The 24,088-nt window shown below is 37.9% G+C and carries 25 protein-coding genes, 1 rRNA gene and 1 pseudogene; 16 read left to right on the plus strand and 11 right to left on the minus strand.

Features of this window, described 5'->3' with window-relative positions; genetic code table 11:
* Window positions 1-8 precede the first annotated feature (8 nt).
* The 4 genes from rrf (at window position 9) to prmC (ending at window position 3,668) form a co-directional block, all read left to right on the plus strand.
* Window positions 9-123, plus strand: a 5S ribosomal RNA gene (gene rrf, locus DNJ77_RS08960).
* 341 nt (window positions 124-464) lie between these two features.
* Entirely contained in the window at window positions 465-1,709 is a 1,245-nt protein-coding gene (gene hemA / locus DNJ77_RS08965; RefSeq protein ID WP_116964651.1) for a glutamyl-tRNA reductase, read from the plus strand.
* An 8-nt stretch (window positions 1,710-1,717) separates the two neighbouring features.
* Window positions 1,718-2,809: a peptide chain release factor 1 gene (gene prfA / locus DNJ77_RS08970; RefSeq protein WP_116964653.1), complete on the plus strand. Its 1,092-nt coding sequence runs from the start codon at window positions 1,718-1,720 to the stop codon at window positions 2,807-2,809.
* Window positions 2,802-3,668, plus strand: a complete 867-nt coding sequence (gene prmC / locus DNJ77_RS08975; protein WP_116964655.1) for a peptide chain release factor N(5)-glutamine methyltransferase — start codon at window positions 2,802-2,804, stop codon at window positions 3,666-3,668. Before prfA ends, prmC begins: the two co-directional genes overlap by 8 nt.
* Before the next feature lie 101 nt (window positions 3,669-3,769).
* Here the strand turns inward: prmC and DNJ77_RS08980 are convergent, their stop codons facing one another.
* From DNJ77_RS08980 to serC, 11 genes and pseudogenes are all read right to left on the minus strand, one after another.
* Window positions 3,770-4,558 (minus strand): DNA/RNA non-specific endonuclease, encoded by a 789-nt coding sequence (locus tag DNJ77_RS08980; RefSeq protein ID WP_420810636.1) that lies wholly within the window; start codon window positions 4,556-4,558, stop codon window positions 3,770-3,772.
* A gap of 178 nt (window positions 4,559-4,736) precedes the next feature.
* Window positions 4,737-5,849, minus strand: a complete 1,113-nt coding sequence (locus tag DNJ77_RS08985; RefSeq protein WP_116964659.1) for a M14 family metallopeptidase — start codon at window positions 5,847-5,849, stop codon at window positions 4,737-4,739.
* Window positions 5,846-6,637 carry a diaminopimelate epimerase gene (gene dapF, locus DNJ77_RS08990; RefSeq protein WP_116964661.1) on the minus strand — a complete coding sequence of 264 codons (792 nt, stop codon included), beginning with the start codon at window positions 6,635-6,637 and terminating at the stop codon, window positions 5,846-5,848. Before dapF ends, DNJ77_RS08985 begins: the two co-directional genes overlap by 4 nt.
* Complete coding sequence (locus DNJ77_RS08995; protein ID WP_116964663.1) at window positions 6,630-7,868, minus strand: beta-ketoacyl-ACP synthase; 1,239 nt, start codon at window positions 7,866-7,868, stop codon at window positions 6,630-6,632. Before DNJ77_RS08995 ends, dapF begins: the two co-directional genes overlap by 8 nt.
* Entirely contained in the window at window positions 7,865-8,590 is a 726-nt protein-coding gene (gene fabG / locus DNJ77_RS09000; RefSeq protein WP_116964664.1) for a 3-oxoacyl-ACP reductase FabG, read from the minus strand. The genes DNJ77_RS08995 and fabG overlap by 4 nt, the downstream gene beginning before the upstream one ends.
* Complete coding sequence (locus DNJ77_RS09005) at window positions 8,590-9,045, minus strand: hotdog family protein (RefSeq protein WP_116964666.1); 456 nt, start codon at window positions 9,043-9,045, stop codon at window positions 8,590-8,592. The genes fabG and DNJ77_RS09005 overlap by 1 nt, the downstream gene beginning before the upstream one ends.
* A 3-nt stretch (window positions 9,046-9,048) precedes the next feature.
* Window positions 9,049-10,260 carry a beta-ketoacyl-ACP synthase gene (locus tag DNJ77_RS09010; protein ID WP_116964668.1) on the minus strand — a complete coding sequence of 404 codons (1,212 nt, stop codon included), beginning with the start codon at window positions 10,258-10,260 and terminating at the stop codon, window positions 9,049-9,051.
* Between the two features lie 4 nt (window positions 10,261-10,264).
* The gene (locus DNJ77_RS09015; protein WP_116964669.1) at window positions 10,265-10,849 is read right to left on the minus strand and encodes a YqiA/YcfP family alpha/beta fold hydrolase; all 585 of its coding nucleotides are present in this window, start codon (window positions 10,847-10,849) and stop codon (window positions 10,265-10,267) included.
* Window positions 10,846-11,838, minus strand: a complete 993-nt coding sequence (locus DNJ77_RS10250) for an AGE family epimerase/isomerase (protein WP_420810637.1) — start codon at window positions 11,836-11,838, stop codon at window positions 10,846-10,848. Before DNJ77_RS10250 ends, DNJ77_RS09015 begins: the two co-directional genes overlap by 4 nt.
* A gap of 54 nt (window positions 11,839-11,892) precedes the next feature.
* Window positions 11,893-12,555: pseudogene (cmk, locus tag DNJ77_RS10255) on the minus strand ((d)CMP kinase); the annotation flags it as partial.
* Entirely contained in the window at window positions 12,545-13,588 is a 1,044-nt protein-coding gene (gene serC, locus DNJ77_RS09025; protein WP_239986790.1) for a 3-phosphoserine/phosphohydroxythreonine transaminase, read from the minus strand. The pseudogene cmk and the gene serC, both read right to left, overlap by 11 nt.
* A gap of 394 nt (window positions 13,589-13,982) precedes the next feature.
* On the opposite strand from serC, the gene DNJ77_RS09030 reads away from it, so the two are divergent.
* From DNJ77_RS09030 to DNJ77_RS09090, 12 genes are all read left to right on the plus strand, one after another.
* Window positions 13,983-14,633 (plus strand): outer membrane beta-barrel protein, encoded by a 651-nt coding sequence (locus DNJ77_RS09030; RefSeq protein ID WP_116964673.1) that lies wholly within the window; start codon window positions 13,983-13,985, stop codon window positions 14,631-14,633.
* Window positions 14,634-15,596: 963 nt separating this feature from the next.
* A complete protein-coding gene (locus tag DNJ77_RS09040) occupies window positions 15,597-16,286 on the plus strand; it encodes a radical SAM protein (RefSeq protein ID WP_116964676.1) in 690 nt (229 codons plus the stop codon).
* A 131-nt stretch (window positions 16,287-16,417) separates the two neighbouring features.
* A complete protein-coding gene (locus DNJ77_RS09045; protein ID WP_157966664.1) occupies window positions 16,418-16,774 on the plus strand; it encodes an SPASM domain-containing protein in 357 nt (118 codons plus the stop codon).
* 2 nt (window positions 16,775-16,776) lie between these two features.
* Window positions 16,777-17,085 carry a hypothetical protein gene (locus DNJ77_RS09050; RefSeq protein WP_116964680.1) on the plus strand — a complete coding sequence of 103 codons (309 nt, stop codon included), beginning with the start codon at window positions 16,777-16,779 and terminating at the stop codon, window positions 17,083-17,085.
* The gene (locus tag DNJ77_RS09055; RefSeq protein WP_116964683.1) at window positions 17,082-17,969 is read left to right on the plus strand and encodes a hypothetical protein; all 888 of its coding nucleotides are present in this window, start codon (window positions 17,082-17,084) and stop codon (window positions 17,967-17,969) included. Before DNJ77_RS09050 ends, DNJ77_RS09055 begins: the two co-directional genes overlap by 4 nt.
* A gap of 11 nt (window positions 17,970-17,980) precedes the next feature.
* A complete protein-coding gene (locus DNJ77_RS09060) occupies window positions 17,981-18,943 on the plus strand; it encodes a thiamine pyrophosphate-dependent dehydrogenase E1 component subunit alpha (protein WP_116964684.1) in 963 nt (320 codons plus the stop codon).
* Complete coding sequence (locus DNJ77_RS09065) at window positions 18,940-19,968, plus strand: alpha-ketoacid dehydrogenase subunit beta (RefSeq protein ID WP_116964686.1); 1,029 nt, start codon at window positions 18,940-18,942, stop codon at window positions 19,966-19,968. Before DNJ77_RS09060 ends, DNJ77_RS09065 begins: the two co-directional genes overlap by 4 nt.
* Window positions 19,965-20,645: an MFS transporter gene (locus tag DNJ77_RS09070; protein ID WP_116964688.1), complete on the plus strand. Its 681-nt coding sequence runs from the start codon at window positions 19,965-19,967 to the stop codon at window positions 20,643-20,645. The genes DNJ77_RS09065 and DNJ77_RS09070 overlap by 4 nt, the downstream gene beginning before the upstream one ends.
* 296 nt (window positions 20,646-20,941) lie before the next feature.
* On the plus strand, window positions 20,942-21,163 hold the full coding sequence (locus DNJ77_RS09975) for a hypothetical protein (protein WP_157966665.1): 222 nt from the start codon (window positions 20,942-20,944) through the stop codon (window positions 21,161-21,163).
* 61 nt (window positions 21,164-21,224) lie between these two features.
* Entirely contained in the window at window positions 21,225-22,094 is an 870-nt protein-coding gene (locus DNJ77_RS09080; RefSeq protein ID WP_116964692.1) for an aldo/keto reductase, read from the plus strand.
* Window positions 22,095-22,306: 212 nt separating this feature from the next.
* Window positions 22,307-23,119: a pentapeptide repeat-containing protein gene (locus DNJ77_RS09085; protein ID WP_116964694.1), complete on the plus strand. Its 813-nt coding sequence runs from the start codon at window positions 22,307-22,309 to the stop codon at window positions 23,117-23,119.
* Between the two features lie 200 nt (window positions 23,120-23,319).
* Window positions 23,320-23,730, plus strand: a complete 411-nt coding sequence (locus DNJ77_RS09090; protein WP_116964695.1) for a DUF4158 domain-containing protein — start codon at window positions 23,320-23,322, stop codon at window positions 23,728-23,730.
* Window positions 23,731-24,088 lie beyond the last annotated feature (358 nt).

Raw genomic sequence — 24,088 nt, forward strand, 5'->3', positions numbered from 1 at the left:
GAGAGTTACCTGATGATAATAGCGACTGTGAACCACCTGAATCCATTCCGAACTCAGAAGTGAAAACAGTTAGCGTCGATGATAGTGTGGCATTCGTCATGTGAAAGTAGAACATCATCAGGTTTTTTATTTGTCATTAGTTTATCAATACGATAAAAACGACCCTTCCCTCTTTAACTTTTTTAAAATATCCTGTATACAATCGAAGTCTTCATATCACTTCAATTTGGCAATTCCCATTTTTACTAATGGCAACACCACCAAAAAGCCCTTTGAAAACAAGTCCTTAAAATCAAACTTTGAGTACAACTAGTCTCTTAGCAGAAAATAAAAAACATTATATACAGAGGGGTTCTATGATAGCCAATGGAACTTTTCTTTTTTTGTGGTACAATGTCGACCAATTTTCAGTGGCTGAATGACTTGTCATAGCTGAAATAGCTGATCAATATAAAGGTACCTAGATGACACTTATTTCTTTAGCAATTGATTATAAAAAAGCATCCCTTGACGTTCGTGGAGCATTTGCACTTGAAACTGAGTGTTTGTCAAGTTATTTACAATCGCTTAAAGCACAAGCAGGTGTGAGGCAATGTATGATTTTATCTACTTGCAATCGCACTGAAATCTATGTTGTGTTGTCTGAATTACGTCAGCTTGATTTGGTAATTGCTTGGTGGCAGATAAATGCCAAAAGGGCGGACTTAGATCTTAAAAATTATCTTATCATCCGCCAAGAAACACACGTTGTTCACCACTTGATGCGTTTGAGTTGTGGTCTGGAATCAATGGTACTTGGTGAGCCGCAAATACTCGGACAAATAAAACAAGCTTACGCTCAAGCAATAACTGTTGGAACTTTGGGAGGAACGCTAAACCGCCTTTGTCAGAAGGTATTTTCAGTGGCCAAATATACCCGCTTTCATACTGATATTGGTCAATGTCCTGTTTCAGTTGCTTTTTCTGCTATAAGCTTAGCTAGGCAACACCTTGATCACTTCGAAGATAAAACGATCTTGGTTATTGGTGCGGGAGACACTGCTAACTTAGTTGCAAGACACCTTAATTCATGTATGCCAAAAGCGCTTTTTATTGCTAATCGAACATTAGATAAAGCCCAAAAGGTAGCTGATCAGTATCGCGCCAAAGCATTTGATTTGAACGCTTTAGACGAGTTGGTTAATCAAGCGGATATTATTGTCAGTGCGGTGAGGTGCCCAGGTTTTATGGTAACGGTCGATATGTTGACAAAAAATACAGGTTATAAGCTACTGATAGATCTATCTGTACCAAGGGTTATCGATCCGATGCTTGACCATCTGTCTCATATTACAACTTATTGTGTCGACGATATTCAAGGGTTAATTCAAACGAATAAGGCTCTACGCGAAAAAGCGGCTTTACGCGCGGAAAAATGGATTGAAAAAGGCTTAAATGATTACATCAATCATGAAAAAGCAATTCTCTCAGATTCTACAATCAAAGCGATGCGTGCTCAGACGAAAGACATTATTGATGAGGAGCTAAGCCGTTGTTTGCGTCGTTTAGAAAATGGTGAAGATCCTAAAATGGTATTAACGCGCTTTGCTCACAATCTTAATAATAAATGGCTGCATACACCTAGTGTATCGTTACGAAATGCAGCCGTTCAAGGGCGTAATGATATATTGGGTTACGCTGAGGAAATTTTTGGTTTAAAAGGTAGATAATAATATTTATGAAAGAGTCAATCAAAAGAAAACTACAAGGCTTAATTGAGCGTCATGAAGAAATTGGTGTACTTCTTGGAGAAGCCGAAATTATTAGTGACCAAAGTAAGTTTCGTGATCTGTCAAAAGAATATGCCCAACTTGAGCCCTTAGTCACAACCTTTAAAGCGTACGATAAAGCACAACAAGACATTATCAGCACCAAAGAAATGCTCAAAGAAAGTGACACTGAAATGAGAGAAATGGCTAAAGAAGAGCTTGTCCAAACCGAACAAAAGATGGAGCGTTTAACAAAAGACCTGGAAATTCTGTTGTTACCTAAAGATCCTAATGACAGCGCTAATGTATTTTTAGAAATACGTGCAGGAACGGGAGGTGATGAGGCCGCTATTTTTTCTGGTGATTTGTTTAGAATGTATAGTCGCTATGCTGAAACTAAAGGTTGGAAAATAGAAATCGTAAGTCAAAGTGAAGGTGAACATGGGGGATTTAAAGAAATTATTACCAAGGTTTCGGGTGAAAACGTTTACTCACAACTTAAGTTTGAATCTGGTGCCCATCGTGTGCAACGCGTACCTGCCACAGAATCCCAAGGTAGAGTTCATACTTCAGCCTGCACAGTTGCTGTCATGCCAGAAGCAGATGAAGTTGAAGGTATTGAAATTAATCCTGCTGACTTAAAAGTCGATACGTTTAGAGCATCAGGGGCAGGTGGTCAACATATCAACAAAACAGATTCGGCTATTCGCATCACACATATTCCAACGGGTGTAGTTGTCGAGTGCCAAGATCAGCGTTCCCAACACAAAAACCGTGCCCAAGCGATGTCAATGTTAAAAGCTAAGCTTTTACAAGCAGAAATAGATAAGCAGCAGCAACAGCAGTCTAGCCAGCGCAAGAGCCTTGTTGGTAGTGGTGATAGATCAGAACGTATTCGCACTTATAATTTCCCGCAGGGGCGTGTTACTGATCATCGAATTAATCTTACACTCTATAAGCTTGATGAAGTCATGGAAGGTGACCTTGGGTCAGTAATACAGCCACTTATTCAAGAATATCAAGCTGACTTATTAGTTCAAATGTCGGAAGACAATGGCTAATACCATCAAGACCATTCTTCTTAGCTACCCTCAACGCTTAAACGGCATTTCTGATACGGTAAGGCTTGATGTTGAGTGTTTGCTTTGTCATGTATTAAATGTTTCTAAAAGCTACCTTTATACTTGGTCAGAAAAGCAATTGACCCAAGCACAGCTTTACCAGTTTAATCGACTTTTTGATGAACGCCTACAGGGCAAGCCCGTTGCTTATCTTACTGGTAAACAGGGTTTTTGGAATTTAGAGTTAATAGTGAACGAGCATACGCTTATCCCGCGAGCTGATACTGAAGTGCTTATTGATGCTATTCTTAACCGATTCGCAAATGCCTCAGACTTGACAGTGTTGGATCTTGGTACAGGAAGTGGTGCTATTGCATTGGCTTTGGCAAACTCAAAGCCAAGCTGGAATGTTATTGCGGTAGATAACTGCCTTAAGGCACTCACAATTGCCAAAGAGAACGCTCAACGACATGGTATTGATAATGTCACTTTTTTGTGTGGTAGTTGGTATCAACCCTTAGCTAATGAAAGTTTTGACATTATTGTTTCTAATCCACCCTACATCGATAAAAATGACCAAGCTTTATGTGATAAAGTACGTCAATATGAACCAAATAATGCACTTATTGCGAATAATAACGGATTAGCGGATATTGCACATATTATCACGCATGGTAAATGCTATCTAAAACCCAGTGGTTTTATGATTATTGAACATGGCTATCAACAGGCCAAAGATGTGGCTGAACTTTTTAAGCAATATAGCTATACAGATGTTTTACATTATTATGACCTTGCTCACCATAAACGGGCAACAAGTGCCAACGCAGAAATTCTTAAAACAATGATATTTCGATAAGGTTTGTTGCATTACACAGCATCTTAAACTCAAATAAAATTATGATTTAAAGTTTCTGAAGACATCAGCTTAGCAAATGAAATTTCAAAGTGGCTGCTTGTTTAGGCATAACTTGTTCGCCACATAGGTGATGTTTGAGTCGTCAATGTTGCAACTTGCTCGGTAGAAAAAGTATTAAAAAAATTTAATCCTGTGCGCTGTTCGACTTCTTTAACCGATACACGGTATTTGGCAACATCTTTCTTATCTATATTAGCGTTGGGCATGATAAAAGCAATCGACTTATTCTGCCTTGGTGCATAGATTACTTTAAAGAAATATTCAGGCACGAAAACTTTGTTTTTGCCGATTGTTTTGTGTGTTTTACTGTTTTTAAACACAGGGCCCGTATAAACATAGAGCTCTTGATACATCTGCGCCCAAAAGCGCACATCCCCTTCAAGCTTAGCCCAGCCTTTACGATTTAATCCCGGTCTTTGTGGTGACATATTTGAGAGATAAAAGGATTGAGTGGCACTTGTTTTACTGAAGTCCATCGACGCATAAGGCGCCAAGTGTCCACGGTCATAACCACTATTTTTATAGTCCGAAAGTTCAGCACGATATTTAAAAGGTATAGTAGGATCGCTCTGAAATTCATCCTGTCTTTTTTTCTTATTTGAAGCAGATTTGGCAGTTAAACGATATGCCACCCAGCTAGGTTGTTTTGTTGTATAGTTATATCCAACAATATAGCCTTCACGGCAAAGATATAAATCAACTTTGCCACCAGGGCTGCCATATTTTAAAAAGCCATTGCAATAGTTAGTGGTTGCTGGCAATGTGGTAATAGCGCTTTGAGTCAAGCTCGTTATATTGGCAAAACTTAAACGTGTAAATGCCAGCACCATTATAGTGAGTAAAATAGGATAATAACGAATAAGTCGCGTAACCATAATATATTATTAATTCAATGTGCGGGGACCTTAAGATATAAGAAACTTACCCAATAATAAAGCTTTTATGCGCTAAGTTTTGACCATTGCCGTAAAATTTCGAAGATAAAATAAATTGTAGATTAGTTAAAAGTTAAATCTTGAAGTAATTACTCATTACTTTAAACACTTCATCGCCTTCGTGCATCGTTGCTGAAGAGGTTCTTGTTAGCAAAATAGCATTAATTGGCAGCGTAATTTCAATCGCTTCTTGTATTCCCAAAATACTGCTTTGTGTATGCAAAGAGCCTAATTTCACATGCTTGTTATGAATTTTTCCTAATTGTGCATCGTCATATTCTATTATTCCACCCAATGATGCACGCACTCGGAAAAAGTCAGCTTCTTGACAGCCATATTTTTTATCCTGAGTTTCGGGGATGTTATTGTTTTGAATATAAGCAATCATACCGTTTAATAAATTTTGTGCTGACTTACTATCAAATGTTTCTTTATTACCCATCTCGTAAGTAAAAGCGTGCTTGGGTGATTGTTGTTCCTCACCTGTCAATTCGTTCCAATAGGTTATCAACTGCCACCACGGGTAAAAGATAGCTTGATTGAAACAACCGCTTGGCTCATTTGGGGTGAAGATAAAGTAATCACTGATAAAGTGACATAGACGCTTATCTTTTAAATAACTTGGCGCATAAATATAAGGAACTGATATTGAGTCACAATGTAGATCAAAGCTAAAGTCTGCATCCAAAGCAAGCTTATGCAGTGTATTGGCAAGCTTTTCATGAGGTGCAATATCGTGTTGGATACAAACTTGAAGGCGTTTGGACAAAAGCTTATGAAATGCCTGACATAATTGATCAAAACCTTGGTTTTGATACTTTACTACAAACTCTTGTAAGTCGATTTTATCCAATCCACAAACAGGCATAAGCAAATTTTTAAACCCTCGATTCCAATTTTCTCCAGTCTTGGTATCAAAACGACCATAGGTATATTCGCCAATTTTAATATCCATTGCAAATGGGTTAGCAAATGGCACAAGTGTGACATTATAAGGAAAGTCATTTTTTTCTAAAAACTCTCGCATTGCCTTTATCAAGGCAATCCCATTGGTTTCAGCAGCATGTAAAGCAGCTTGTAAATACACATTGGCTTTTGCTTGCGGGTGCCGATACTCAATAACACTGATCTTATGTGCTAAACCAGAAATCATTGTTCTTAAAGGAATCTTTCGAATGTTTATCATCTTATTACTCTTATTTCACCATCAAAGACATGTACAACCGAGCCTACTAACACATAGCCATTATCAACCACGTTTACTTCGAGTTCAGCAACTGCATTTTCTACCTTAACAGCTGAAGTTAAAAAACCCAAGTAAATACCAGCAAACACCGAAGCAATACTGCCACTGCCACAAGATGGTGTTACTCCTGTTCCACGTTCCCAATGTTGGACATAAATTTTATCTTTAGCTAAACGTTTAACACAATGCACATTAATACCATCTATGTATTGTCGTTGTATTGTTTGTCCAAGCGTATTAAAATCAAATGCTGGTGCATTTGCCTTAAGCCAAAGTACTAAGTGAGGATTACCAACATCGACCTCAATTCCGTATTCAAATAATTGACTACCAGCTAAATTATAGGTCAGTGGTTTTAAGATCGGTAGTCCAAGGTTAACACTGATAGTGTCTTTTGAGGCGCGCTGGCACGCATAATGCTTGCCTTCTACTTCAATTGTAATCGACTCTTGGTGCATATTTTCTTTCAGGAATAAATATGCCACAGCGCGCAAACCATTACCACACTGTTTTGCCTGGCTGCCATCTTGATTATAAATGGATATTTTCACATCCGCTATCTGAGAAGCTCTTATTAATAACAACTGATCAGCACCTATCCCAAAACGTCGATCACATAGGTTTTGGATTTCTCCTAATTGCCAATCACATTGTCCTTTACGCTCATCAATTACAATAAAATCATTACCCAATGCGCACATTTTGTGAAATTTCAATACTTTACTCACTCACATAATCCTTAATAATCAATGATGTATTAATTCCACCAAAGGCAAAATTATTACTCATAATGTATTTTGGTTTTAACTGCCGTGGGATACCGATAATATAATCAAGCTTAGCGCATTCACTATCGACTTCGGACAAATTTAACGTTGGCATAAATATACCTTCTTTCATCATCATAATTGAAAGCCAAACTTCAAGTGCGCCACACGCACCAAGCGTATGTCCAAAGTTACCCTTTAATGAGCTCACTGCAACACGATCACCAAATATAGAAAAGGTTGCATGACTTTCAGCTACATCTCCTTGTTCAGTTGCGGTACCATGTGTTGAAATGTAGCCAATGGCACTTGGATCAATGGCAGCATCATTTAATGCTAGTTTCAACGCATCACACATTTTATCAGCTGTTGGCTGAGTAATATGTTTGGCATCACAATTTGTACCAAATCCAACTATTTCTGCATAAATATAGGCACCACGTTTTTTAGCGTGTTCATATTCTTCCAACACCAATGTACAGGCGCCTTCTCCAATTACAAGACCATCGCGATTTTTATCAAATGGGCTTGGAGTTGTGTGAGGGGCGTCATTTTTTTGGCTTGTTGCAAACAAAGTATCAAAGATTGTGACTTGGCTTGGACATAGCTCTTCTGCTCCACCTGTAAGCATAATTTTTTGATAACCATGCTTTATTGTTTCATAGGCATAACCAATTGCTTGTGAGCTTGATGTACAAGCACTTGACGTTGGGATCACACGTCCAGTCAACCCTAAAAATAGTGCGAGATTGACTGCACAAGTATGACTCATTGATTTAACATACGTTGTGGCGCTTACATTTTTCACCGTTTTTTCGGTTTCAATTTTGATTAAATCACATAAAGCTTGTGTGCTACCTGAGCACGAGCCATAGGCAATACCAATTTCTCCACTTTCCAATAACGTTTTATCTTCAAGTAAGTTAGCATCAATCAACGCCTTCTCCGAAGCAACACTCGCCAATTGTGCCACTCTACCCATTCCCCTTAGCTGTTTACGCGTATAATGTGCTGGCACTTTAAAATTTAGGATTGGAGCCCCCAAACTTGTATGTAAGCCTTTAATTTTTTTCCATTCTTCCATACTTTTAGTTGCTGTTTTAGCCGATATAAGCGCTTGTTTAATCTCTTGCCAACTATTGCCTAATGCGGTAATGCCTCCCATTCCTGTAACAACCACACGTTTTGTCATATCAAACCTCCATTGACAGAGATAATTTGACGTGTGACATAGCTTGCAGCATCTGAACAAAGAAAATTAATCACTGAAGCCACTTCTTCTGCCTTCCCTGCGCGACGCATAGGAATATATTTTTCAATTTCATCTTTATACTCCAGATCACTAGTCATGTTTGTTTCGATCAGACCAGGTGCGACGCAATTTACTGTAATTTTGCGTTTGGCAAGCTCTAGTGCCAAGGCCTTTGTTGCACCAATAATACCTGATTTTGCAGCACTATAATTAACCTGTCCTCTATTACCAGCTATCCCAGAAACGGAGGCCAAAGTAACAATTCTTCCTCCTTTTCTTAATTGAATCATCGGCATAATACAAGGCTTTAGTACATTATAAAATCCATCTAAATTGGTATGGATGATTTTATCCCACGCTTCTGCGTCCATCGCTGGGAAAGCCACATCTTCGCAAATGCCTGCATTGTTGACAATAGCATAAAACGCACCATTTCGAGCAATTTCTTGTTCTAATTTTGTAAAACAATCTTGTCTATTTTCAAGATTAAATTGGATCAAATTTGCTTGACCACCTTTGGTTTGTATCTCATCAATTGTATATCTTGCACCTTCCTCATCACGATTATAATGCACAACCAACTCAAATCCAGATTGCGCCAACATAATTGCTGTTGCTTGACCAATACCTTTACTTGCGCCTGTTACTAATACTCTTCTCATTAAAACGTTTTCCCTTTAACAATTTGTTCGAATTCTTTAGCGCTTGGCTGATAAGCACTGAATTTTGCAGTTGCTATACATTTGCCATGCAGTTGAATTTGACACAAAAACACACCAATTGGGTCAATGATCATTTCTTTATTAGCAATGATCGTTAGCATTTCACCTTTGGCAAACACAGATTGTTTTGTTTTGAAATTACGTACACTTATCATGAAGCCACGCCTGGGTGTATGATCACTTTCGCTGCCTTCAAAATAAGCAAGTGCAGCTGATGCTTGCGCCATCATTTCAATACCTACCCAAGCATATATACCTTGAATTTGATAATCGTAAAAGACATGGTTTGCAGTAATTTTTGCTGTACATATCGCTTGCTCTTCATTTATATAATCCAATGAGTCAATCAAGCGCATTGGTGGACTTTGCGGGATGATTTCTGCTAAATGATACATAAATCATTCCTTACTCAATGATGTTTTAAACGACGAGTTTGCTGCAATAATTAGACTTATATTATTACCACCAAAAGCAAAGGAGTTACTCATAAAATATGGTTTTTGCCAAATACTATTATCACCTGTTAATTTGATTTTGGGTAAATTTGGATCAAAATTATCATTGCCAACTTGGGCAGGTAATTGTTTATCTGGATTATATTCAGTAGATAGTAAAAGCCAACATAAGCCCAATTCAGTTGCACTTGCTGCACCCAAGGTGTGACCTGTTAATGGTTTAGTTGAACTACAATATACTTGATCAGTAAAAATATCAAAAATTGCTTTGCTTTCGATTTCATCATTTTTTTGTGTTGCTGTGCCATGTGTATTGATATATCCAATATCATCAGGGTTTAAATTTGCATCCTTTAATGCCTTTAGCATTGCCACTTTAGCTCCCATGCCTTCTGGATCAGGAGCGGTGATATGATACGCATCAGAAGTTTCTCCACCTCCGACAAATATTATTTCACTTTGATGTTTACTTAAGATAAAAAGTGACGCTCCTTCACCAATGTTAATACCATCTCTATCAATCTGAAAAGGTTTACAAATATTAGAAGTCATTGAATCTAATGCATCAAAACCATTAAGTGGCACCTGTGATAACGTATCTGAGCCACCTACAATACAAAGTTCACATATATTGGCCTCAATTAATCGCTTTGCCGCCATAAACGTTTTTCCACTAGATGAGCATGCTGTTGAAATCGTATATATCGGTCCTTTAGCACCACAAAGATCAGCCACAAATTGTGCCATTTTGCCAAACTCTTGTTTGTGATAATGAAAACGCCTAGGCATAGCTTTAGTTTTAGCATGTACTATATAAGCTTGTTCACTTTCCAAAATACCAGCTGTACTAGTTCCAAGAATAACTGCAATGCGAGCAGGATTAATGCTGGCAGACAAGCTTCGATAGTTTTTTTGGATTTGGCTAAATGCTGCTAACAGCATTCGATTGTTACGGCAATCAATCTTAGCATAACGCTTATCTAAAGCTGGTAATTCACAACTTACTTGACCAACGTAGGTTTTTCTACCACTAAAAAGCTGATCATATGGTTTTAAAGCTGTTTTATTTGTCAAAAGTGCACGTGCAATTTCTGCTTTATTACAACCTAAAGCATTGATAGCACCCATGTCATTAATATAAATTTTACTGTGCATACTCTTACACCAGTTTATGGAATAATGCCGAAGGTTGTGTCAAAAATTCTTCGATGAGTTCAAAGCTAACGTCAATGTTACTATAGGAGTGACCTTGACCTGTTTTTATATCGATGTGCGCACAGGCAAAGACCTGTTCTGCTAGATGAGCAGGTGTGATTGTATCATCTTGTTGTAACAGCAATAGATAATCATTCATGTGTTTAAGTTGCTTTGGCATGGCATTCACTAATGCCATTGCCTCGTGATACATATCGCTATATTGTGGCATTAAAGCAATCAAATCTAAGCGTGAAGCTGGATTGATTAAAATGACTTTGTCAATATCACTTCGCGTCTGTTTTAATAAATGCGCCATATAACCGCCTAGTGAGCTACCGATAATTACTTTACTATCAGCTTTAGCCTGAGATAAGAGTCGATCGATCATACTCATTGCTTGTTGTGTATTCATGGTTAAATGTGGCATGTCGATTTGAGCATTTGGATATTTTTGCTTAAACCATTGTTTAAGCTTTTGCGCTTTGGGTGAAGTCGGTGACCCTTGAAAACCATGTAGATACAAAAAATATTTGCTTAGCTTACTCATATTGACCTCTTTGTGCTGATGTATTGCCAACAGTTAATCAGATGATAGCCTGTCGTTGATTTTACTTTATCAAAGGCAGCTTGCTCATTATGATCGATATACTCAATTGGTAAATCATTTGCTATAAACACCTTAGCAAAAATTTCAAATGCTGCTTCAAGTGTATTTTCTTGTTTTGTCATGGCAAGATAGCGCATGTATTCTAACATCGGCCAAATGCGATATTGTGTTTGATCATCTTTGTTATTCAAGTTACTGCGTACTAAGCCGTTAGCATTAACACCCTTTTGAGAGGCAGACAAAAATAATGCTTTATGATCGGGCATGAGTCCTACATCCACACCAAGTTCTAGTGCCTCCAAAATAAGTGCACTCCACTCAAAGCTATGACCTGGTTCAAAAACAACAGGTTGATATTCAATCGAATATTCACGCATCAGCATTTGCTTGTGATCAAAAAACAAAATAATGATTTGCTCATATAAAGCTTGTGCTTGATTTTTAAAAATATCACTTTTGGTATAGCGATAAGCACTTAAATAACTTTCAAATAAGTGCATCAGCGCATTTTGACCAATTACACCTTGTGCATCCTTTAAGTTTTTAAATGCTTCACTTACAAACTTCTCTTGAATTAATTGATTCACCTTCAAAATATCCGCCAATAAATCTGTTTGTGTGTATTTTTGATATAAATGACTCAATGAGAAGAGTAAGAAAGCATATTCATAAGGATCACTAACGTTCCCATCTTGAACAAATTTGTGCCAGCTTTGTGTTGAGTGATTCCAATAAAGTGCTTTTATCTGCTGATAAAGCTTAAAAGCCTTGTTCCACCCATCTTCTAGATTGTTTAAGCGCGCATAGGTTATTAAATAAAACATTCCCCTTGTTTGACATAATAGTCTTGTGTTGGCTTTGTTAACTAAATAAGGTTTGTCCAAAAATTCTGGTACATAACTAAGTGTATCGATATTTTTGACTAACAAGCCATAATAGGTTTTCTGCCACCGTTTAATATAGCTTAATCTATCTATACGTTTGATGTCGGTTAATACTTTATTAAAAACGCCATTGATATCCAAGTTACTAGTATCTACAACAATTGCATCATCTGCTGCTTTCAAGGGAGCTATTGCTCGATTCCTATCTTGCGCATCACGTGCTTGCAATTGCTCTAAAATCTCGTTGTAATCTGCTTTCTCAGCTTTAGCAACAAGTTCATCATAGCGTCGCTTTGCACGCACTTGAATTTCTGCGTCTAAAAAAAACTTATATTGTGCATTTGGAAAGACAACTGTTCCCATGTCTCTTCCATCTGCAACCAAGCCCTTTACTCCTTTAGCAAAGTCTTTTTGGCACGCAAGCAAAGCTTCGCGCACAATAGGAATTTTTGCAATTTTAGATGCTATCATACCTGTTTTTTCTTCCCTGATTCGGTGGCTTACATCGACACCATTCAAATAAGCGGTTGTTTTATCATCTTCAATCTTAAAGTCAATATTTAAATTTTTTAAGGTGTGATATAAACGTTCTTCATTACAAAGATCTAACTGCTGATCCAAAACAAGTAATGCCGCTAGCCGATAAATGGCTCCACTATCTAACAAGGCGTAATCAAACTGCTTGGCTAACAAGCGTGATAACGTGCCTTTTCCCACTCCACTTGGACCATCAACTGTAATAATATCAACCTTATTTCCCATGGTATTCAAACTCCTGCATTACAGTAATAAATGCTTTTACTTCGTCTAATGTAATTGAATTGTATAGGCTTACTCGCACACCGCCTGTGCTTCTGTGTCCAGCAATGCCATAAACACCTTTCTCTCTAGCAAAATTTAAAAAGGCTGTAGTTTGATCCAAGCTTGGTAAATGAAAGACTACGTTCATTTTTGAACGTATTTCAGCTGCTATGAAATTATTAAATATTTTTGAGTCATCAATTGCTTTATATAAAAGCCTTGCCTTATGATTGTTGTTTTCAGCGACAATCGCTAAGCCGCCTTGTGCCAATAAATCTTGCAATACTAACTCAACTGATACCCAAGCAATCACGTCTGGTGTGTTATACAAAGAGTTTGTTTGTTGCATTGTTGCATAGTTTAATATCGCTGGAATACTTTGTTTGTCTTCATCAATCAAACTTTTTTTGATGATCACAACAGTGATACCTGGTAAGCCTATGTTTTTTTGAGCTCCAGCATAGACCAAATCGTATCGAGATATATCTGTTGGTTTTGACAGAAAACTCGAAGACATATCGCAAACGAGTGGTGATGATGTATTGGGAATATAATGCCATTGTATGCCATCTATGGTTTCATTTTCAGTGTAATGGACATAATCATATTGAGAAGCTATTAAATCACTGGACTCTGTCATTGATAAGAGATCTACGGCAATAAATTTTTTGGCTTCTTTAATTGCTGCTTGTGACCAATAACCGCTGTTGATATAAAGGGCTTTACCACTTTTATTCAGGTTCATAGGGATTGCAGCAAACTGACCGCTAGCCCCCCCCGACATCAATAAAATTTCATAATCATTGCTTAAATTTAATAATTGAGTTAAATATTGTTTGATATTATGATTGACCTCTGCAAATAATTCGTCACGATGAGACAACGACAAAAGTGATAATTTTGTACCTTTGTAATCATGAATCATCTGGATAAGTGATTGGTAAATATGGCTTTTAAGCTGTGCAGGTCCAGCACAAAAATTCATTGTATACATGTGTTGTATGTGTTAAAACTTAAGTGGACTCATTATAGCGAAGCAATGACAAGCATGAAATCTATATTCCCATCACTAAAGCTGAATTTTTAATTTAATTCTAGAGTTACATACTTTTTAGACCCTAGGGGCAAACATTAGTGTCTCATCTCTTAAATGCGTTATGGTTGATAATCCAACATGACAATTGATATGGTTAGGGGTATTATTAAGTGAGCATTAAGAGTTATTTAGGTCATCAAGCATTAGGGCGATAATCTGCCAAAGGTTGTTATTAAAATATTCCTTCATGGAAATAATTTTGTTACAAAACGCCAATACCAGAAATACTGCAAAATAAAACGTGAATAAGATATACTTATAAGCGTTTAAACCTGAGATATGGAGACGTAATATGAAAAAATTGAGTAAAATTATTGGCATCACTGCATTTTGTTTAACAAGTGGTAACTTTGTATTTGCTCAAGGTGTGCAAACGGGACTTACTCTTGGTGCAAGCTTAGGTGGTGCATCAACACAAAACTACGACTCTAGTGGAATAATCAGTAATACCACCAAAACACAAGGTGGTGCCTATGGTGGTTTTGCAGTTGGTTATGACCTTGCTTTAACCCAAAACATAAGTCTTGGTGTCGAATCCGGTTTTTATTATGGCTATAGCTTAGCTTCATTAAAAGCAGATGGTCTAGATAAATCTAACCTTAACCAGTGGAACATCCCTCTTCTTATTGTTGGCAAATACACTTTCAATAACGGTGTTAATGTGTTTGCGAAAGCGGGTGCAACTTATGTTCATCAACAAATTACAAATACCGACACCTATTTTGTTCCTGGTACCAATGGCACCAATTTTGAATTTTTACCAGAGCTTGCAGCAGGGGTCGGCTACAAATTCACAAATGGTATTAATATTGGGGGTCAACTTGGCTATTTATTTGGTTCAACCGCAGACTTAAGAACATCTAACTCTTATCACGGTAATGATGTCAAGGTTGCGGCAAGTGTGACTTTGACTGCTTACATTAGTTACACATTTCCTATATAAATAAACTTTAAGTTGTACAAGTTTAGACTCGACTTGACAGTTGCTTATTTTAAAACGCGACGGCAGAATTTAGAACTGTGAAAAATTTACACAGTCAATTGAACAGGTTTGGCTCATCTATTTTTATCTAAGTCTTGTGATTCTGTCATTACCAAGGTAAAGTGTCGGACTAATTACCAAGGGATTTTGTCGTGTTAATAGTATGGTCTGAATGCTATTGAGTCAACAAACTATTAGTAATAACCCTGACGTTATTAACCGAATCATAAAAACTGGTAGTCCCTGCTTTTGTGGGTAACGTTTGACCTGTTTTTATCGTGTTCTCACCTATATAGGACTAGTGTTAAGGTCCGTGCTTCAGCAGTAACGCAATACCTGATCTGACTATCCTGCTGCTTATTTATTCTCTACATACTTGAATTTAGGGGTTGACAGCCAATAATATTTCATGCTGAAATTACTGTGGCGGGCAAGGAACTCTTAGCGACCGCTAGATTGACATTTTAAATTACCGCCGAAAGATGGTAATTTGAGGCATTACAATAAGGGGGATTTATGAAATCAAGTGATAACCAAAAATTCGCGAAAGCTTCTAGTGATGACCCCGTTGTCTATCCACGTCATTTTGCTCCAGACTTTAAAGTCATGGGTGCTGGATCCACGCAGTGGCCACGGCATGCGAATCATGTATTGACAAGATCAGGTGTAACATCAGGATGTTTATCAAAAACATAGTTATAACATTGATAGTTCGTTAGTATGGCAACATAATTAGCTAAAAAATAGTAGCCTGCGACGGGATCAACTATTCTCGCTAAAAAATTGATGAAAGTCTTATAAATAAGGGATTTTTGAATAAAACAGTTACGAAAAAATACAAAGTGAGCATAATTGCATATCAAAGGATCTAAGACTGGATTTTCTGGTTGCGGGATATGTCTGGCTGTAAGGAGGGTTAGTGTAGTGCAACATGATATCTCAGAATATATTTCCCGTGATGAGCCTTTATTTAGTGCACCTGTTCACGTTGATTTTGATATGACAAATGCATGTAATCTGGCATGTCATCACTGTCATGCTGCATCTGGTAGAAGACAGCATGATGAATTAACTTCAGATGAAATAAAACATGTGATCGCCGATTTGCATCAAAATGGTGTAATAGACTTAACTATTGCTCGAGGTGAGCCATTTCTCAGACCTGATTTATCTGATATCTTAGAGTATGCTGATTCATGCCAAGGTATTTATACAACTGTAGTAACGAATGGTACGCTTTTGAAGCGTGAAACAGTAAAAAAACTTTCCTCAAATTGCAGGGGCATAAATTTCAACATTAGTATTGATGGCTCCACTCCGGATAAGCTGGATATTCTTCGACACAGAAAAAAACGTGATAATGACAAAAAAAGACAGTTGTTTGCTCAGATTATTGATGATGCTAAAGCCATTTCGGATGCTGGACTTACTCTCGGAGTTAGCTTTGTAGCCAGCGGAATGAATGCTGATGATCTTGAAAATGTTTACGATATGGCTGTTAATGAGCTAAGGGCGAAAAGTGTAACTGCAATACGTTTTTTTCCTGCCGGTTTTGGAAAGAATGCGTTAAACGAGCTGGTGCTAAAATATGAAAAGTGGGAAAAATTATTCTAAATCTTACTAGAAGACGTCATTCTTTCCAGAATCTCACCATTTCTGTTGCAGCTCCATGGGAAATATACCTTCCCCTACTGGAAAATGGCTACACACCTCAACAAGTGTGGGAAATCTGGCAATATAAATCAATGCTAGCAGATCCCCTTTATTCATCAGCTTATCAGATCGGTGATTCGGGTGGGATTGGGGATTTGAATATCAGCGGTAATGGTAATGTATACCCTTCAGTTCTAATGTCAGGTAGCCATGACGTCCTATGCGGAAATATACGCAACCAGTCACTAAAATGGATATGGAATAACGCTAACCCTCTAAAGGAACTACGTAATATTCAACTTTCTAAAATTGGTGGTCCATGCGTTGACTGCCACATTCGTGATTTATGTGGTGCAGGCTCGCGCGCTCGCGCGCTTTCTCTGACAGGGAGTATATACGGACTTGATTATTGGTGCCCTGTCATTGCAAAAAATCTCAAGGAGATATAATTATGTTACTGTATTCCAAAGAAAATAGTACCATGCGTCTGCTGGAAAGATGCTATGGCGCCGAATTAAGGTATAATCGTCAGGTATTTTTTGCCAATAATGATTTAACAAAAATTATCAAATTTGTTATTAAAACATCTGGTTGTGATTACCCTCCGTCGTATAGTAGTCAATCATGGGTAGATGAAAAAACTGTACGTGACACATTGCATAAACTTTCAGATGCAGGTATTCCACTTTCATTTTGGGGTGAGTTTTGGAGTAATACTGAAGTTTTGTCAGCCAATCATAGTTTGAAGATAGATTTATGACGGTTTTTTCATTTGCCAGAAAGATAGGGGATGCGTTGTACCGTGAGTGGGGAGAGATAAACTTTGATGTTATATCATTTCCTAGTCTTGCATATAATTCCATAACATCGTCAAAGCCAGAAACAGAAATTAATGTGTTTGATATTCCATTTTCATTATTAAGAGTGAATCAAATACCAAAGCAAAGAGTTAATAACGGATCGTTATTTGGTCAGCCACCACTCACCCTGTACGTGGCAGAAGACAAACGATTCTTTATTGAAATTTATTTATGGTCATCTGTTGATATGACTATCCATGATCATCCATTTTCAGGTGCTTTTACGGTACTAGAGGGAGTTTGCCAGCATGATTCATATCTTTTTGAGAGATCAGGTGGTTCCAATCAGCTACAGATGGGGAGCCTGATTTTTAAAGAAACCGAGCTAATGTCAAAAGGCGACTGCAGAATGATTTTTAATGGTGACCGTCTTATCCACAGAAATCTTCATTTGTCGAAACCAACAGTTACTTTTATTATCAGAACCTATCGTGATCTAGGTCTCACTGGTAGAATCTATGAAGAGTCAGGACTTGCTATTGCGCCAGACCTGACAATTGCAGAGCAGAAATTTTTGGATTATCTTGATGGAGTGTTACGACTGAACAACTACGATACAGCTTTACGGATGATACAGTCTCTTATAAGCTCTGGTTTTAGTGATTTTGCTAAATATCATTCTGCAAAGGTCTATCTAGAACAGACCCGACGTTATAACGAAGTAGAATCTATTTCTGACATGCTTGCGTCATCCATACCTGATGTTACTTCTGATTTTTTCAGAAAGACTTTCCTGCTTCAGATAGAGCCCATTCTGAGTGGTGAGTCCTATACAACGTACTGACAGGAGGCTTAATGATAACAAAATCTACATTGCTCGAACTGTACAAAACTGCTTTTATTATTCGTACCGTAGATCAAAAAATTGATGAAGGACTCAGAAATAATCATTTTTTTGCACTGCATTACCCTGTTAAAGGGCAAGAGCTCATTTCTGCATCTTTAGGTGTCAATAAATATCCTGGGGACAAAATTGTTTCTACTTATCGATGTCTTGGTGACCTCATCGGATTTGGTGGTTCATATTATTCTTATTTCGCTGAAATTATGGGGAAAAAGGATGGAATATCCGGTGGCAAAGGTGGATGCATGCATCTGTGTTCGACTGAAAACGGGTTGCTAGCTACAACAGGAATAGTGGGAGGTGGACTGCCAATAGCATGTGGTGTCGCACTATCAGTGCAGACAGATGGCAACGACAATATTGTCTTTGTTACCTTTGGAGATGGTGCCACAACAACCGGTGCGTATCATGAAGCAATGAACCTTGCGGGATTATGGAAGCTGCCCATACTGTTTATCTGTATCAATAATGAATATGCACTGCATACTAGGCTTAGCCGTATAACTACAAATACCGAGCTTTATACAAAAGTAGATGTGTATGGTATCCGCGCCTTCAGAGCAGTAGTAAGCGAGCCTGAGAAGTTGCATATTACTGTGACTAAGTGTGTGGAATTTGTTCGAGACACTGGTGAACCTATATTTCTTGAAATATCCTGCCCTCGTCTTCACGGACATATGACAGGCAGCAACACTGAATACATGAACTTGCCTGCTGACGATGAAATGTTTCAGGTAGATCCACTTATGCTGTTTAGAAAGCAAGTCGTCAGGGAATATGACAGCAACAACCAACTGGAAAGTATTGAATATCAGATTATTAATGATGTCTCCGCTTCCTATAACAAAGCATTAAATGCTCCCCTTCCTGATAATCAGGATCTATTGAAAGAGATTACAAAATATACAACATGAAAAGAGCACATGAACTATCGACTTCTCTGATGACTTTCGCTGAAGCTCTGAACAGCGCACTCGATTATGCACTACAAACTAATCCGGACGTTATTTTACTTGGAGAAGATATTGGCATACCATCAGGTGGAATTTACAGAGTGACGCAGGGACTGGAAGAGTGCTATGGTGCAAGAAGAGTGATAACAACTCCTATTTCTGAGCAGGGTATTATTGGTATGGGGATCGGTCTCGCTCTTTGCGGGAAGCGACCAGTGGTTGAAATCATGCTTATGGACTACCTGACAATTGCTTCAGATCAGCTTATTAATCATGCTGCCAAATTTAGGTACACAACAAATGGAGCCAGCCATGTTCCGCTTACGGTCAGAATGCATGTCGGAGGGGGAACAATGGGTGGAGCTCAGCATTCCCAGTCCCTTGAAGCCTGGCTGACGCATACTCCAGGTCTTAACGTTATTATGCCTTCCACTCCTGAAGATGCCAAGGGGTTATTATTATCCTGTATAAACAATGATGATCCATGCATCATGCTGGAATGCGTAGAGCTGCTCTGGTCTGGAGACAGGCATCCTGTTCCAACAGGTGCTCACCAAATACCTTTGGGGAAAGCACGAATTATGAAAGTAGGTGATGATATCAGCCTAATTGCTTACGGGAGATCGGTTGCCTGGTGTCTTCGTGCGGCTGAACTGGCTAGACAGCGCTTAGGGATTAGCTGTGAAATTATTGATTTGAGGAGTCTTGTGCCTCTTGATTTAGACTTAATATTGAACTCTGTAAAAAAAACACGTAGAGCACTTATTGCTCATGCAGCTAGTAAGTTCTGTGGGTATGGGGCTGAAATTGCTTGCCAGATCACGGAGTCCTTGCATGCTTGCCTTCATCATCATGTTGTTCGTGTGGGTAGTCTTACGAGTCCTGCCCCCTATTCTATGTTTTTGGAAAAGCAGCACATGCCAGATGAAAGTCGTATTTTTGATAAAATAATGGATATCTTTGGTATTACAGGAAATGACAGATGATACAGGGCTCTTCATTGCTCAGACTACCAGGAATGGGAGGACTACTTGTGGGTTATGCTTTATCTGTTATTGCAGACACATCGGTATATATCGTATTTGCGGTTTGGGCAAAGCAGTTAACTGGAAGTACAGCTGGAGCAGGACTTGTGTTTTTTTGCTTTATAATACCTTCATTAATCAGTCCCTTGACTGGAAACATTATTGACCACTTCAGGAAAGATAGCACTATTGTATTAATTAATCTTTTCATGGCGGCATCAATACTGAGTCTCTATTTTTCTCATGAGCAGCATCAGTACATTTTGCTGCTTGTGTCGGCCTTTATATATGGACTTGGTTATGTAATATTCAATTCAGCACGAGTCTGCCTTGTTGTGAACAGCTATGATGAACAGCATATCGGACAAATAAATGCCTTGCTGAGAACACTGAGAGAATCTGTGAGGCTGGTAGCTCCTTTATTCGGAGTGTATGTCTATACTGTTTTTGGAAATCATGTTTTCGTTTGGTTTGTGAGTTTATCTCTAATTTTGTCTGCCTTTCTTTTTCTAAATTTTGAAAAAAAGAGCAATGACTATAGCACAGGTAAAGTTTCACTATTTTCGCTACGTGGACTCTGGAATGGAGCTCAGGGTATATGGTATGACACTATGACACACTTATTCGCTCCTGTGTGATTTGTCTTTCAATTACGCTTCTGGTTGCTGGATTTTATGAAATTATCCTTTTTAACATCATTGATTACCTGCATCAACCGCTATCTCTCATCGGAAAGTTTATTTCTGCACAAGGAGTCGGGGCAGTGATGGGAGGGTTACTCTCCATAAGACTGATAAAGCAGGTCTCACCCGGAATACTAGTCTCAGTGGGTTTTTTTATTCAAGTAGTATTTGCCCAGAACATCCCCTTAATTTATATCAGCTGTGCAATTTTTGGTTTTGGCGCGCCAGTTTCCATGGTGGGACTGGACACTATGATCCAAACGAAACTTCCTTCTGCCATTCAGGGGAGAGTCAATACTTCACTGGAAGCCATTACCAGCATTCCGTTTTCCCTATCATTTCTAGTTTCAACTCTTATGACCATTGTGGTTTCCTATAAAATTATGCTGTTTTGTATGGTTGTAGTGACTACTTCTGCTGCCTGTTTCCTTTTACTGATGATCAGAAAGGTGAGAAATTACAATGACTCTTAATAATTTTTACGATTTTTACTTTGCTTGAACTGTTAAAAGTCATATCTGGAGATGAAGAATAATGAAACAAGAAAAGAAGTGGTATTGTCGCAAAGTCAGGCCAACTGCAATGCCACAGCATATTCTTAATGATGGAATAAAAATCCCTTTAATTGGTCTTGGTACATATCAACAACCACGCTCATCGCTGATGAATGTATTATTTTCGGCCGTTGAAGACGGTTATCGGTTATTTGATACGGCATCAATTTATGATAATCAGAAAATTATTGGTCATTTCATTAAGAGTGTCCCAGTTAATCGACATGAACTATTCATTACAAGTAAAGTCTGGAATAGTGATCACGAAAATGTTATCTCCTCAATTAAAAAATCGCTGGATGAGCTTCAGACGGATTACCTTGATCTTTGCCTGATACACTGGCCTGCAACGAAAGACGGTAACTTTATCAGAGCGTGGGAATCATTAATTAGGTTACGAGAAAAAAGCCTGATCAGAAGCATAGGGGTCAGTAATTTTACTGCCCAGCAGGTAAGTTTCCTCTTCGAGGTTACAGGTATCCTGCCAGCAGTAAATCAGATCGAAATACATCTCAGGAATCAGCAGCAAAATATTATTCTGGAAATGTCAGAACTAGGGATTTTTGTCCAGTCATGGAGTCCTTTATGGACAGGTGATTTGACAGAAACTGAATATTCACGGCTTGCCGGAATGGCGCTGAAGCACAATAAAACAATAACCCAGATAATCCTTAGGTGGCATATAGAAAATGGATTTGGTGTAATACCAAAAACTTCACAAGTGGGCAGGTTACTGGAAAACATAAGCATTTTTGATATAGAGCTAGACTTAGACTCCGATGATTTGATTTTTTTATCTTTACTCAATATGGATAAGAAGATTATGGAATATCCTGATGACTATGTCTGATTATGGCAAAAACTAGATCGCCCGCAAGAAATGGAGGGCTCTGCAAGAAACCCCGTTACATACCAAGGATAGAAGTTAACATTTACCTTTAAACTTGGAAATTTGCCAAACTTTGCCTCTCAACGAGCAATTAGGAGTCATAGTCATGTTACTATGTTTTTTAGAAACCATTTACATTAAGAGCAAAATAATAAAAAATTATAGGTGTACTTGTGAAGAGTTATAATGATTATGATGCTATAGGTTATGAGAATTCATTAGAAATTGATCACAATAAATCCATGCTAATTGAAGACAGGCAGTTCATTAGTTTAGACTGGTCAAAGGTATCCTGCCAAAAGAATATTACCTTTAAAAGGTGTCGTATTCTCAACTCCAACTTCAAGCACGCAAGGTTACATGAACTGAAGGTTATTGAGTGTGAGATATATAACTGTGATTTTTCACACGCAACTCTAGATGATGCAATTTTTGAAAGAAGTATATTCTATGACAAAGATAATGCAGTTGGATGTTCGTTCTATAGAGCTGATCTATTAAGATCTCAATTTAATTACTGTAATATCTCAGTAAGTGATTTTGAGCGTGCGGATGCTTTTCAAATTACCATAAATAACTGCAAGGCTCAGGGTTGCAATTTTAAATTTACAAATTTCACCAATGTAGTTAGTCGAACGAAAATCTTTAGTTGCGCAGAATTAACAAATAGTGATTTTAGGTATTCAGACTTGACTGGTGTATATCTAGCAAAATGTGATCTATCAGGAAGTAAATTAGTTTCGGTGATACTTTCAAGAGTAAATTTAGAGGAAGCAGATTTAACGAGCACGGACTTTTCACCCAGTCAATATGATGGGATAAAACTACATAAAGCAGATCTAAGGAATTCCAATATTGCTAATATAGATATTAAATATATAGATTTTTCTGGGGTGAAAATATTTGAGTGGCAACAAAGCATATTTATGGAAAGTCTAGGTATACTGGTTTTCCCTGAAGGAAAGGATGGTTTGAATGGACACTAAAATTTTATTTTTTTACTAGGGCTCGTGTTAAAGTACGTGCGCTGAGCCGCCATTTGCTAGATCTTCAGAAGTGCCGAAAAATAATATATTAGCACTTTTTGTGTTTTTTTACTGCTCAAGTATTTCAAAATGAATCTTGCCTTGTATAATGCCCCTCATATCACTACCGACACCGGCTCTTCTTCTAGGAACTTTAAACTATGGATGAATCTCCGATCTTATCTGTTGAAGAAATTGCCTTTTGTCTGACAAAGAAAAGTCCGTTAAACCAAATTGCATGTGCAATTATGCTGGGGTGTTTTAAAATACACATTAGGTTCCCCTTGTCTGATGAAGCTCCATTACTTCTCAAGTTGTCTTCAAAAGTTTCGGCTGAATTAGAGCTAGAACAACAGAATATTTTTGAGTTTGATTGGAGTAGTCGTACCGCAGAAAGGTATCGCAACAATATTAGACAGCTGCTAGGCTATAGAGAAGCTACAAATGAGGATGCCTCACCATACATTAATTATTTGCAAAATGAGTATTACCAAAATTCCCTTCCAAAGAGATTATATTGGCGCAGTCACGTTTATATTTTGAACGGCATAAAATTGAGCAATTCTCCGTAAAACAAATAAACCGTTATATAATTTCAGCACAGCAACAATTTGAGCAATCCTTCTTTCAAAGTATTTTTGATAACTTAACGCCAGACGATTGTTTTTTGATTGATCAAATTCTTACAACCAGTACTGAGAAAATTAAAATTGAGAAGGTAAAGGGCGACGATATTAATTTAGCCATAAAAAAGATTGAACAACTCAGTAAAATGAAGCTTCCCAAACATGTATATATTAATATGTATAAGTTTAGACTTGACCTGACAGTTGCCTATTTTTCAAACGCGATTTTTGTCAGATATGGTTGAGCAATTCAACCTTCTCTTGCCAGTGCGTTTTCCCATCAGTAAAAGTTGCTATTGGTGTT

The organism is Fastidiosibacter lacustris (assembly GCF_003428155.1).
GTDB lineage: Bacteria > Pseudomonadota > Gammaproteobacteria > Francisellales > Francisellaceae > Caedibacter > Caedibacter lacustris.